Source organism: Achromobacter sp. ISS7 (assembly GCF_056523125.1).
Window position 1 is genome coordinate 208,489 of sequence record NZ_JAWRZD010000001.1, and the last position, 12,670, is coordinate 221,158.

Consider the following 12,670-nt stretch of genomic DNA (forward strand, 5'->3'; position numbering starts at 1 on the left):
GCGGCGCCGGATACGGTGGCGCGCGCTCAGGCCTTGCCCTTCTGGAACAGGGCGTCCAGGCGCGATTCGAATTCGTGGTAGCCGATGCGGTCGTACAGTTCTTCGCGCGTCTGCATCAGGTCGACCACGTTCTTCTGGTGGCCGTCGCGGCGGATCGCGGTGTAGACGGCCTCGGCGGCCTTGTTCATGGCGCGGAAGGCCGACAGCGGGTAGAGCACCATGCCCACGCCCACGCTCTTGAGCTCTTCCACCGAGAACAGCGGCGTCTTGCCGAATTCGGTGATGTTGGCCAGCACCGGCACGTTGACGGCCTTGACGAAGCGGTCGTAGGTCGGCAGGTCGTAGGCGGCTTCGGCGAAGATGGCGTCGGCGCCGGCTTCGACGCAGGCCAGCGCGCGCTCGATGGCGGCGTCCACGCCGTGCGAGGCGATGGCGTCGGTGCGCGCGATCAGGTAGAAGTCGCTGTCGGTGCGGGCGTCGGCCGCGGCCTTGACGCGGTCGGCCATTTCCTCGGTGCTGACGATTTCCTTGCCCGGACGGTGGCCGCAGCGCTTGGCGCCGACCTGGTCCTCGATGTGGCAGGCGGCGGCGCCGAACTTGATCAGGCTCTTGACGGTGCGGGCGATGTTGAACGCCGACGGACCGAAGCCGGTGTCGATGTCGACCAGCAGCGGCACGTCGCAGACGTCGGTGATGCGGCGCACGTCCGTCAGCACGTCGTCCATGGTGTTGATGCCCAGGTCGGGCAGGCCCAGCGAACCCGCCGCCACGCCGCCGCCCGAAAGATAGATGGCGCGGTAGCCGGCGCGCTTGGCCAGCAGGGCGTGGTTGGCGTTGATGGCGCCGATGATCTGCAGCGGGCTTTCTTCGGCGAGCGCGCGGCGGAACAGGGCGCCGGCGGATTCGGGTCTGGACATGAGGAGTCTCCGTTATAGAGGGCCGGGTGTCGTGACGTTGCCCCGGCTGGGATGGCTGGGTCTGCGGGCCCGCGGCGGGTGGCCGTGCCGGATCGGGCTCCGGCGCCTGGCCACGACCTTACCGCGGTCGCGGAACGTAAATCTGTCCCCTTCGCGACAATTCATTGCGCGGGCGCAAAGAGGCAGGCTTGCGTTCCGCGGACGGCGCATCCGTTGACGCGCCGTCCGCTTGCGAATTGGGCCCGCGTCAACGGGCCCAATTCTGCTTGATGACTGCTTACTTCAGCAGGTCCTTGACGCCGTCGCGCTCTTCGAGGAGCTCTTTCAGCGTGAAGTCCAGGCGTTCACGCGAGAAGGCGTCGATTTCCAGGCCTTCGACGCGCTTGTATTCGCCGTTTTCGGTCGTGACCGGCACGCCGTAGATGATGCCTTCGGGGATGCCGTAGGAGCCATCCGACGGGATGCCCATGGTGACCCACTTGCCGTTGCTGCCCAGGACCCAGTCACGCACGTGGTCGATGGCGGCGTTGGCGGCCGAGGCGGCCGACGACAGGCCACGGGCCTCGATGATGGCGGCGCCGCGCTTGCCCACGGTGGGGATGAACGTGTCGCGGTTCCAGGCGTCGTCGTTGATCAGCTTGGACAGCGATTCGCCGCCGACGGTGGCGAAGCGGAAGTCGGGGTACATGGTGGGCGAGTGGTTGCCCCACACGACCAGCTTTTCGATGTCGGCCACGGCCTTGCCCGACTTGGCGGCCAGTTGCGACAGGGCGCGGTTGTGGTCCAGGCGCAGCATGGCGGTGAAGTTCTTGGCGGGCAGGTCCGGCGCCGACTTCATGGCGATGTAGGCGTTGGTGTTGGCCGGGTTGCCGACCACCAGGACCTTGACGTTGCGGCTGGCGACGTCGTTCAGGGCCTTGCCCTGGGCCGTGAAGATCTGGGCGTTGACCGACAGCAGGTCCTTGCGTTCCATGCCGGGGCCGCGCGGGCGGGCGCCGACCAGCAGGGCCACGTCCGCATCCTTGAACGCCGTGCGCGGATCGCTGTGGGCGGTGACTTCCTGCAGCAGCGGGAAGGCGCAGTCATCCAGTTCCATGATGACGCCCTTCAGGGCCTTTTGCGCTTTCTCGTCGGGAATTTCGAGCAGTTGCAGAATGACGGGCTGATCTTTGCCCAGCATTTCGCCGGAGGCGATGCGGAACAGCAGGGCGTAACCGATTTGGCCGGCGGCGCCGGTGACGGCGACACGCAAGGCAGGCTTAGACATGGACGTTCTCCGTAATGGTGTGGCGAGAAAAAAATCTCACCAATCAGTGTAATCCGTTGAGCGGCGAAGGCCCTCCGCGCGCGAGGGGCGGACAGGTTGCCGGACAGACAGAAATCCTAGAACTAATTTACGGGTGCGTCAATTGATCTTATATCTTATATAAGACATAAGACGTTGGACAGCGCCGCCCCCGATATGCCACAATAGAGCGTTTGTTCGAATGCGCCGCAGCACCGCCGGCTGCGCGCCTGTATCAGGCCAGAACACCGGCAACGCAGCAGCGCATGCGAATGGAAACCGCATCGTTTGCGCTGCCTTTCCATTCTCCGGATGAACATGACACTTCCAAGACGATCCATGGCAGACCCCCGGCCCGAAACTCCCCTACGCACACGCGCCGCCCGTCCGACGGGCGAGGGGGCCGCTTTCAGTCCGCTGTACCGCCAGATCAAGGACCTGCTCGTGCAGAGCCTGGACCGCGGCGAATGGAAGCCCGGCGAACTCATCCCCAGCGAAATCGATCTGGCCGCCCGTTTCCAGGTGAGCCAGGGCACGGTGCGCAAGGCGGTCGATGAGCTGGCCGCCGAACACTTGCTGCTGCGTCGCCAGGGCAAGGGCACCTTCGTCGCCACCCACCATGAAGCCCGTGTGCGCTACCGTTTCCTGCGCCTGGCCCCCGATGAAGAGGGCGAGGCCGTGCGGGCGGAAAGCCGCATCCTCGAGTGCCGCCGCCTGCGCGCCCCGGCCGAGATCGCGCGCGCGCTCGACCTGCGCGCCGGCGAAACCGTGATCTCGATCCGCCGGCTGCTGTGCATGGGGCAGGCGCCCACCGTGCTGGACGACATCTGGCTGCCCGGATCGATCTTCCGCGGCCTCACCCAGGAGCTGCTGACCGCCAACAAGGCGCCGCTCTATGGCCTGTTTGAATCCGAGTTCGGCGTGAGCATGGTGCGCGCGGACGAAAAGCTGCGCGCCGTGGCGGCGCCGGCCGAAGTCTGTACGTGGCTTAATGTTGCCGCCGGCGCGCCGTTGTTGCAGGTGGATCGCGTGTCGTACACGTATGGTGACCGCCCCATGGAAATTCGCCGGGGCTTGTACTTGACCGATCGCTACCACTACCGCAATAGTCTGAATTGATGAGCTTTTTATCTACGATTTGATACCAACCCAATCTCTGGGCGAAAATACCGTGTTTGCCCGCAAGGGCCACGGCATTAGCGCCGTCACGATTCCCTAGTTCCGAAACACCGAGGCCGTCATGTCCGACACCGCTGCCAAGCCACGTCCGCAGTTTCGCAATATTGGGCTTGCCCAAGTTGCGTTCTCCTATCGCCTGCCCCTGGCCGGCAAGCTGTCCATCCTGCACCGCATCAGCGGCATACTGCTGTTCCTCTGTTTGCCCTTGGTCATCGTTCCGCTGTTCGCAGCGAGCGTGGCCGCGCCGCAGTCGTTCGCATGGATCGCCTCCATCGCGGCCAACCCGATCGTCAAGCTGGTCTTCCTGGTCCTGATCTGGGGCTACCTGCACCACTTCTGTGCCGGCATCCGCTACCTGCTGCTGGACCTGCACCTGGGTATCGACAAGCTGTCGGCCAAGAAAAGCGCCGGCGTGGTCTTCGGTGTCAGCCTGGCGCTGACGCTGGTGTTCGGTCTCAAACTGTTCGGAGTGCTGTAAATGGCCGCCGCTAAAAACTACGGACCCAAGCGCCTGGTCGTCGGCGCCCATTATGGCGTCATGGACTTCATCATCCAGCGCATCACCGCCGTCATCATGGCCGTGTACACGCTGGTGCTGCTCATCGGCATCCTGACGATGCCCGCCTTCACGTACGAACACTGGGTCAAGCTGTTCAATTTCTACGTGGGCTTCATTCCGGTTGGCCAGATCCTGGCCTCCCTTGCCTTCTTTGCGTTGGCCTGGCATGCCTGGATTGGCGTGCGCGACATCTGGATGGACTACGTCAAGCCGGTGGGCCTGCGCCTGCTGCTGCAAGTGCTGACGATCCTCTGGTTGATCGGTACGGTCGTTTACTTCGCGCAAATCCTCTGGAGCATCTAAGCCGTGGTCTCTGTCCTGAAATCCTTGCCGCGCCGCCAGTTTGATGTGGTGGTCGTTGGCGCCGGCGGAGCCGGCATGCGTTGTTCGCTGCAACTGTCCCAAGCGGGCCTGTCCGTTGCGGTGCTGTCCAAAGTGTTCCCCACGCGTTCGCACACCGTGGCCGCGCAAGGCGGCGTGAGCGCCTCGCTGGGCAACATGAGCGAAGACAACTGGTACTGGCACATGTACGACACCGTCAAGGGGTCGGACTGGCTGGGCGACCAGGACGCCATCGAATTCATGTGCCGCGAAGCCCCGAACGCCGTGTACGAGCTCGAGCACTTCGGCATGCCGTTCGACCGCAACCCCGACGGCACCATCTACCAGCGTCCGTTCGGCGGCCACACCGCCAACTTCGGTGAAAAGCCGGTCCAGCGCGCCTGTGCCGCTGCCGACCGTACCGGTCATGCGCTGCTGCACACCCTGTACCAGCGCAACGTTGCCGCCCGCACCCAGTTCTTCGTCGAATGGATGGCGCTGGACCTGCTGCGCAACGAAGCCGGCGACGTCGTGGGCGTGACCGCCCTCGAAATGGAAACGGGCGAGATCTACATCCTGGAAGCCAAGACCACGGTGCTGGCCACCGGCGGCGCCGGCCGTATCTGGGCCGCGTCGACCAACGCCTTCATCAACACCGGTGACGGCCTGGGCATGGCCGCCCGCGCGGGCATCCCGCTGCAGGACATGGAATTCTGGCAATTCCACCCGACCGGCGTGGCCGGCGCCGGCGTGCTGATCACCGAAGGCGTGCGCGGCGAAGGCGGCATCCTGCTGAACAAGGACGGCGAGCGTTTCATGGAACGCTACGCGCCCACGCTGAAGGATCTGGCCCCGCGTGACTTCGTGTCGCGCTCGATGGACCAGGAAATCAAGGAAGGCCGCGGTTGCGGTCCGGACGGCAGCTACGTGGTGCTCAAGCTCGACCACCTCGGCGCCGACGTCATCAACAAGCGCCTGCCCTCGATCCGCGAAATCGCCATCAAGTTCGGCAACGTCGACCCGATCAAGGAACCGATCCCCGTCGTCCCCACCATCCACTACCAGATGGGCGGCATCCCGGCCAACTACCACGGCCAGGTGCTGACGCGCGAAAACGGCGAGAACAAGATCGTCAACGGCCTGTACGCCATCGGCGAATGCGCCGCGGTGTCGGTGCACGGCGCCAACCGCCTGGGCACCAACTCGCTGCTGGACCTGATCGTGTTCGGTCGCGCCACCGGCAACCACATCGTCAATTCGCATCCGGAACGCCAGCACGCGCACCAGCCCGTGCCGCAGCAAGCCGTCGAATTCTCGCTGGACCGCGTCAACAAGCTGGAATCGCGCACTTCGGGCGAGAAGACCCAGGACATCGGCAACGCCATCCGCTTCTCGATGCAGCGCCACTGCGGCGTGTTCCGCACGCTGGAACTGCTGAACGAAGGCGTGACCCAGATCGAAGACCTGGCCAAGCAAGCCGACAACATCTATTTCAAGGACAAGTCCAAGGTGTTCAACACCGCGCGCGTCGAGGCGCTGGAGCTGGCCAACATGACCGAAGTGGCCCGCGCCACCATCAAGTCGGCCGCCAACCGCACCGAAAGCCGTGGCGCCCATGCGCTGGACGACCACCCGACCCGCGACGACGAGAACTGGCTCAAGCACACGCTGTGGTACTCCGAAGGCAGCCGCCTGGATTACAAGCCTGTGCAGATGAAGCCGCTGACGGTCGAGTCCTTCCCGCCCAAGGCGCGTACCTTCTAAGTCCGGATAGAGCCTACTATGAGCACCAAGAGAATCGTCAAGTTCGAAATCTACCGCTACGATCCGGACAAGGACGAGCGCCCGTACATGCAGAAGCTGGAAGTCGAACTCCAGCCCACCGACAAGATGCTGCTCGATGCGCTGGTGCGCATCAAGAACGACGTCGATGACAGCCTGGCCCTGCGCCGCTCGTGCCGTGAAGGCGTGTGCGGTTCGGACGCCATGAACATCAACGGCAAGAACGGCCTGGCCTGCACGACGAACCTGCGCGAGCTGAAGGAACCGATCGTGCTGCGCCCGCTGCCGGGCCTGCCCGTGATCCGCGACCTGATCGTGGACATGACGCACTTCTTCAACCAGTACCACTCGATCCGCCCGTACCTCATCAACGACACGCCGCCGCCCGAGAAAGAGCGCCTGCAGTCGCCCGAGGCGCGCGAAGAGCTGGACGGCCTGTACGAGTGCATCCTGTGCGCGTGCTGTTCCACTTCCTGCCCGTCGTTCTGGTGGAATCCGGACAAGTTCGTCGGCCCCGCCGGCCTGCTGCAAGCCTACCGCTTCATCGCCGACAGCCGCGACGAAGCCACCGGCGAGCGTCTGGACAACCTGGAAGACCCGTACCGCCTGTTCCGTTGCCATACCATCATGAACTGCGTCGACGTCTGTCCCAAGGGGCTGAACCCGACCAAGGCCATTGGCAAGATCAAGGAACTGATGGTCCGTCGCACGGTCTAGTAGTTTGGTGTATTTAAGGTGTAATGATGAGCAGGCTTACTGAACTGGAACGGGCGCGTCTGCGTTGGCGGGCGCGCCGGGGCCTGCTCGAAAACGACTTGATCATCACCCGGTATCTCGACGCCCACGAGGCCGAGCTTACCGACGATGACGTGACGGCATTGACGCAGCTCTTCGAGATGGGAGACAACGATCTTCTCGACCTGCTGCTGGCCCGCAAGGAACTCGAGGGCGCGCTCGACACGCCCCGACTCCGCGGCATCATCGGCCAGATGCGGTCGCTCTGATTAATTGAGAGGAAAAAACATGAACCTGTCTGACAAAAAAGCCACTCTGTCCTTCTCGGACGGCAGCGCACCCATTGAGTTCCCTGTTTACAAGGGTACGGTTGGTCCGGATGTGATCGACATCCGCAAGCTGTACGGCCAGACGGGCATGTTCACGTTTGACCCCGGCTTCATGTCGACCGCTGCCTGCGAATCGGGCATCACCTACATCGACGGCGACAAGGGCGAGCTGCTGTACCGCGGCTACCCGATCGAGCAGCTGGCCGTCAATTGCGACTTCATGGACATCTGCTACCTGATCCTGAACGGCGAACTGCCGAACCAGGAACAGAAGGCCGACTTCGATTCGCAAGTGACCCATCACACGATGGTCAACGAGCAGCTGCACTTCTTCCTGCGCGGCTTCCGTCGCGACGCCCACCCGATGGCCGTCCTGACGGGCCTGGTGGGCGCGCTGTCGGCGTTCTACCACGACTCGACCGACATCACGAACCCGCAACACCGTCACATCTCGGCCATCCGCCTGATCGCCAAGATGCCGACGCTGGTCGCGATGGCGTACAAGTACTCGCAAGGCCAACCGTTCATCTACCCGCAGAACGACCTGTCCTACACGGGCAACTTCCTGCGCATGATGTTCGCCACGCCGTGCGAAGACTACAAGGTCAATGAAGTCGTCGAGCGCGCGCTCGACCGCATCTTCATCCTGCACGCCGACCACGAGCAAAACGCCTCGACCTCCACGGTCCGCCTGTGCGGTTCGTCGGGCACCAACCCGTTCGCCGCCATCTCGGCCGGCGTGGCTTGCCTGTGGGGCCCGGCCCACGGCGGCGCCAACGAAGCTTGCCTGCAGATGCTCGAAGAGCTGCAAGCCAACGGCGGCATCGCCAAGGTCGGCGAGTTCATGGAGAAGGTCAAGGACAAGAACTCGGGCGTGCGCCTGATGGGCTTTGGCCACCGCGTCTACAAGAACTACGACCCGCGCGCCAAGCTGATGCAGGAAACGTGCAAGGAAGTGCTCTCGGCCCTGGGCCTGGAAAACGACCCGCTGTTCAAGCTGGCCATGGAACTGGAACGCATCGCCCTGTCGGATCCGTACTTCGTGCAGCGCAAGCTGTACCCGAACGTGGACTTCTACTCGGGTATCGTCCAGCGCGCCATCGGCATCCCGACCTCGCTGTTCACTGCCATCTTCGCGCTGGCCCGCACGGTGGGCTGGATCGCCCAGTGGAACGAAATGCTGTCGGATCCTGATTACAAGATCGGCCGTCCGCGCCAGCTGTTCACCGGTTCGGTCACGCGCGACGTGCCCCCGATGGACAAGCGTTGATACGCTGCCTGGCTTGAACAAGAAACCGCCTTCGGGCGGTTTTTTGTTGCCCGCTCGCGCCGCCGTCGGCCGCGTGGTCGCGGCAGGGCGGTTTGGCGTTTATCATCCTTGCCATGATTCCGATAGCGCTGCCCTCCGCGGGCTTCTACATTTTCGTTTCCCTGGGGTTTCTTGCCGGCCTGGCGCTGCTGGGCTGGGCGCTGGTGCTGGTGGCCAGCGGCGGAGCGCGCCGCACGGTCCGCAAATACTGGAAGACCTCCAGCCTGCTGTTCGTGGTGCTGGCGGTGCCGTTTGCCTTCTATGCCTGGGTCCAGGCGGTCATCTGGCAGATCGGGCGCGAAAGCGATCGTCGCGAGGCGGCCCGCAACGTCACCCTGGAGGCGACGACGACGGTGGGCGGCATCGCCATGCCCGCCGGCACGCGCCTGAAACTGCAGGATGAAGGGCAACTCGAAACCTACGTCGAGGCCGAGTTTCCGCAGCCCGTGGCGATGTACGGCGTGCAGGCGTCGCGCGCCACGCGCTATCTGGATGCCGACTACGACAGCGAGACCTACGCGCTTCGCGGCCGCCATCCACGCAGCGTGCTGCTGCGCGGCGCGGGCAGCCAGGCGGTGCAGGGCTGGCAGTGTGATGCCACCCAGGACATCGAATTCGACGTGGAGGCCGACGGCGCCCTGAAGATGCTGAACAAATGCGTGCTGGGCCCGGGCAACCGGGTCGAGGCGCTGGATCTCGCGTCGGGTTCCATCGTGTACGGGTCGAGCGGCACGGTCTATACCGATGGCTCGCGCGATCCGGACCAATGGCGCATCGAGGTCAAGGACCCGGTCGCGGTCAAGGTGTACGGGCTGCCTTTGAGCGAGCCTCGGCTCTACCTGGATGGCCAGCGGCGCCTGCTGCGCGTGAGCGATGCGGAGCTGGCTTGCCCGACGCGGTTCGGCGGCGTCGACTATGCGGCCGGCACGCAGGTCAAGACGGCGCGGCGTGGCCGCGGCGATGACCGTGAATCCTATCCGGGCGTGCTGGTGTTGAGTCCGTGGAACGGCCAGGTCGCCAAGCGCGAGGGCCAGGCCGACGTGCCCGAGGGCATGTCGGTGATGCAGACGCTGGCCGGCGAGGTCGTGGACGTGGTCAAGAACGACACGGTGGGGGTGTTTCATTTCGCCACCATCATCGTCGGCGACGACATGCCCCAGCCGACCCGCGCGCGCTGTCCCTGAACCGCGCGGGCCGTCTTGGCGCGGCGCGCCGTACCCGAGGGCGCGGGCCGCGGCGCGGGTTTTACGCGCCGATGCCGCGCGCCATCAGGACGGCGAACAGCGGCAGGAAGATGAACAGGTGCGATTCGATCATCACCCAGCGGCGCGCGCGCTTGATCTGCGCGGCGTCCGGCACGAAGGCGGGCTGCTGGCGCGCCTGCCTGGCCCAACGCAGGAAGGCCAGCGTGGGCGGGGCCGAACAGAGGCCGATGATGACGAACAGCGTGATCTTGGCGTGGAACCACGGGTTGCCCATGTAGAAGGCGGCGCCCTTGACGCCGAGCATCAGGCGCAGCACGCCGGTGACCAGCACCAGGATCGCGCTGAGCAGGTACAGGCGGTCATAGACCACCAGGCGCTTGAGCGTGGCCGGCGTCAGGTCGGGGCGCAGCAGCACCGCTTCGGCGGTCAGCACCACCACCAGCACGAAGATGGCCAGGAAGTGAAACCAGGCCAGGAAGGCGTCTAGCAGCATAGGGTCGGGCTCCAGTAAGGAAGGGTCGAGGGAAATCTCTGCCCCGTTTTTACCATTCGCCCGTCGCCGCGCACCATCACGCCATCAAGCCGCGCAAAAAAAAGGACGCCCCGCGGGGCGTCCCTTGCCTGCCGATCAGCGCAATGCGATCAACGGCGCTTCTTGGCGGCCTCGGCGGCTTCCTGCTGCGCATCGACCACGGCCAGGGCGGTCATGTTGACGATGCGGCGCACGGTGGCGCTGGTCGTCAGGATGTGCACCGGGCGCGCGGCGCCCAGCAGGATCGGACCCATCGCGACGCCATTGCTGCCGGTCATCTTCAGCATGTTGTACGTGATGTTGCCGGTGTCCAGCGTCGGCATGACCAGCAGGTTGGCCGGACCCTTCAGGGTGCTGTCCGGGTAGGCCAGCACGCGGATCTTTTCCGACAGGGCGGCGTCGGCGTGCATTTCGCCGTCCACTTCCAGGTCGGGCGCGCGGTCCTGCACCAGCTGGCGCGCGGCGGCCATCTTGCGCGACGATTCCGTGACGCGGCTGCCGAAGTTCGAGTGCGACAGCAGGGCGATCTTGGGCACCACGCCGAAACGCAGCATCTCGTCGGCGGCCTGGATGGTGATGTTCGCCACTTCCTCGGCCGACGGGTTCTCGTTGACGTGGGTGTCGGTGACGAACAGCGTCTGGTCGGGCAGCATCAGCACGTTCAGGGCGGCGTAGGTCTGGCCTTCCTTCTTGCCGATGATTTCGTCGATGTACTTGAGCTGGTTGTCGTACTTGCTGGCCACGCCGCACAGCAGCGCGTCGGCATCGCCACGGCGCAGCAGCATCGCGCCGATCAGCGTGTTGTGCTTGCGGATCATCGCCTTGGCGATGGCCGGGGTCACGCCTTCGCGGCCCTTGAGCTGGTAGTACGCGGTCCAGGTTTCGTTGAAGCGGCTGTCGTCTTCGGGATCGACGATCTCGAAGTGCTGGCCGGCCACCAGGCGCAGGCCGAACTTCTTGATGCGCATCTCGATCACGGACGGGCGGCCGATCAGGATCGGGAACGCCAGCTTTTCGTCGGCCACGGTCTGCACCGCGCGCAGCACGCGCTCGTCTTCGCCGTCGGCGTAGATGACGCGCTTGGGCGCCTTCTTGGCCTGGGCGAACAGCGGGCGCATCAGCTGGCCCGAGTGGTAGACGAAGCCCATCAGCTTCTGGCGGTAGGCCTCGATGTCCTCGATCGGACGGGCGGCCACGCCGGAGTCGGCGGCGGCCTGGGCCACGGCCGGGGCGATCTGGACGATCAGGCGCGGGTCGAACGGCTTCGGGATGATGTAGTCGGGGCCGAACGACAGTTCCTGGCCGGCGTAGGCGCGGGCCACTTCATCGTTCTGTTCGGCTTGCGCCAGTTCGGCGATGGCCTTGACGCACGCCAGCTTCATTTCCTCGGTGATGCGCGAGGCGCCGGCATCCATGGCGCCGCGGAAGATGAAGGGGAAGCACAGCACGTTGTTGACCTGGTTCGGGTAGTCCGAACGGCCGGTGGCGATGATGCAGTCGGGGCGGGCGGCCTTGGCGACTTCCGGGCGGATTTCCGGTTCCGGGTTGGCCAGCGCCAGGATCAGCGGACGGTCGGCCATGGTCTTGACCATGTCGGCGGTCAGCACGCCGGCGGTCGAGCAGCCCAGGAACACGTCGGCGGCATTGACCACGTCGGCCAGCGTGCGCGCGTCGGTCTTCTGCGCGTAGCGCTTCTTGTTGGCTTCCATGTTTTCATCGCGGCCTTCCCAGATCACGCCGCGCGAATCCACCACGTAGATGTTCTCGCGCTTGACGCCCAGGTGCACCAGCAGGTCCAGGCAGGCGATGGCGGCGGCGCCGGCGCCCGAGCAGGCCAGCTTGACCGAACCGATGTCCTTGCCCACGACCTTCAGGCCGTTCAGGATGGCGGCCGACGAGATGATGGCGGTGCCGTGCTGGTCGTCGTGGAAGACGGGGATCTTCATGCGCTCGCGCAGCTTCTTCTCGATGTAGAAGCACTCGGGCGCCTTGATGTCCTCGAGGTTGACGCCGCCGAGCGTGGGCTCGAGCGCGGCGATGATGTCGACCAGCTTGTCGGGGTCGTTCTCGGCCAGTTCGATGTCGAACACGTCGATGCCGGCGAACTTCTTGAACAGGCAGCCCTTGCCTTCCATGACCGGCTTGGCGGCCAGCGGACCGATGTTGCCCAGGCCCAGCACGGCGGTGCCGTTGGTGATCACGCCAACGAGGTTGCCGCGCGAGGTGTACTTGGAGGCGGCGTCGTCGCCCTGGTCGAAGATGGCCATGCAGGCGGCGGCCACGCCGGGCGAGTACGCCAGCGACAGGTCGTCCTGGTTGGCGAGCGTCTTGGTCGGGGTGACCGAGATTTTGCCGGGGGTGGGATAGGCGTGGTAATCCAACGCCAGCTTGGTGAGGGTTTCGTCCATGGGATATAGCCTTTTCGGCGCTAACTGTAGATAAAAAACGGAAAGCAAAAAGCGGGCTCGCGGCCCGCCGTATTCTTTGGGAAATGCTTAGGGAACACCCGTATTTCAA

12 protein-coding genes are annotated in these 12,670 nt (G+C 64.8%); 8 read left to right on the plus strand and 4 right to left on the minus strand.

Annotated features, from left to right (window positions below; all coding sequences use genetic code 11):
• Nucleotides 1-26: 26 nt before the first annotated feature.
• Both prpB and AC1HFW_RS00920 read right to left on the minus strand, forming a co-directional pair.
• Entirely contained in the window at nucleotides 27-917 is an 891-nt protein-coding gene (gene prpB, locus AC1HFW_RS00915; RefSeq protein ID WP_006393548.1) for a methylisocitrate lyase, read from the minus strand.
• A gap of 277 nt (nucleotides 918-1,194) precedes the next feature.
• The gene (locus AC1HFW_RS00920) at nucleotides 1,195-2,184 is read right to left on the minus strand and encodes a malate dehydrogenase (RefSeq protein ID WP_054429535.1); all 990 of its coding nucleotides are present in this window, start codon (nucleotides 2,182-2,184) and stop codon (nucleotides 1,195-1,197) included.
• A gap of 357 nt (nucleotides 2,185-2,541) precedes the next feature.
• Between AC1HFW_RS00920 and AC1HFW_RS00925 the strand changes: the two genes are divergently transcribed.
• The 8 genes from AC1HFW_RS00925 (at nucleotide 2,542) to AC1HFW_RS00960 (ending at nucleotide 9,600) form a co-directional block, all read left to right on the plus strand.
• Nucleotides 2,542-3,321, plus strand: a complete 780-nt coding sequence (locus AC1HFW_RS00925) for a GntR family transcriptional regulator (RefSeq protein WP_479281540.1) — start codon at nucleotides 2,542-2,544, stop codon at nucleotides 3,319-3,321.
• 121 nt (nucleotides 3,322-3,442) lie between these two features.
• Nucleotides 3,443-3,859 (plus strand): succinate dehydrogenase, cytochrome b556 subunit, encoded by a 417-nt coding sequence (sdhC, locus tag AC1HFW_RS00930; RefSeq protein ID WP_006393551.1) that lies wholly within the window; start codon nucleotides 3,443-3,445, stop codon nucleotides 3,857-3,859.
• Nucleotides 3,860-4,243: a succinate dehydrogenase, hydrophobic membrane anchor protein gene (gene sdhD, locus AC1HFW_RS00935; protein ID WP_006393552.1), complete on the plus strand. Its 384-nt coding sequence runs from the start codon at nucleotides 3,860-3,862 to the stop codon at nucleotides 4,241-4,243. It begins immediately after the preceding gene.
• 3 nt (nucleotides 4,244-4,246) lie between these two features.
• On the plus strand, nucleotides 4,247-6,025 hold the full coding sequence (gene sdhA / locus AC1HFW_RS00940; RefSeq protein WP_054429534.1) for a succinate dehydrogenase flavoprotein subunit: 1,779 nt from the start codon (nucleotides 4,247-4,249) through the stop codon (nucleotides 6,023-6,025).
• Nucleotides 6,026-6,043: 18 nt separating this feature from the next.
• Nucleotides 6,044-6,760, plus strand: coding sequence for a succinate dehydrogenase iron-sulfur subunit (locus tag AC1HFW_RS00945; protein WP_006389365.1), 717 nt, complete (start codon nucleotides 6,044-6,046; stop codon nucleotides 6,758-6,760).
• A gap of 26 nt (nucleotides 6,761-6,786) precedes the next feature.
• Complete coding sequence (locus AC1HFW_RS00950; RefSeq protein ID WP_035361300.1) at nucleotides 6,787-7,047, plus strand: succinate dehydrogenase assembly factor 2; 261 nt, start codon at nucleotides 6,787-6,789, stop codon at nucleotides 7,045-7,047.
• 19 nt (nucleotides 7,048-7,066) lie between these two features.
• A complete protein-coding gene (locus AC1HFW_RS00955; RefSeq protein ID WP_006393556.1) occupies nucleotides 7,067-8,377 on the plus strand; it encodes a citrate synthase in 1,311 nt (436 codons plus the stop codon).
• A gap of 113 nt (nucleotides 8,378-8,490) precedes the next feature.
• Complete coding sequence (locus AC1HFW_RS00960) at nucleotides 8,491-9,600, plus strand: hypothetical protein (protein ID WP_479281541.1); 1,110 nt, start codon at nucleotides 8,491-8,493, stop codon at nucleotides 9,598-9,600.
• A 61-nt stretch (nucleotides 9,601-9,661) separates the two neighbouring features.
• Here the strand turns inward: AC1HFW_RS00960 and AC1HFW_RS00965 are convergent, their stop codons facing one another.
• Both AC1HFW_RS00965 and AC1HFW_RS00970 read right to left on the minus strand, forming a co-directional pair.
• The gene (locus AC1HFW_RS00965; RefSeq protein WP_116522081.1) at nucleotides 9,662-10,114 is read right to left on the minus strand and encodes a DUF2214 family protein; all 453 of its coding nucleotides are present in this window, start codon (nucleotides 10,112-10,114) and stop codon (nucleotides 9,662-9,664) included.
• Nucleotides 10,115-10,263: 149 nt separating this feature from the next.
• On the minus strand, nucleotides 10,264-12,561 hold the full coding sequence (locus tag AC1HFW_RS00970; protein WP_006393559.1) for an NADP-dependent malic enzyme: 2,298 nt from the start codon (nucleotides 12,559-12,561) through the stop codon (nucleotides 10,264-10,266).
• Nucleotides 12,562-12,670 lie beyond the last annotated feature (109 nt).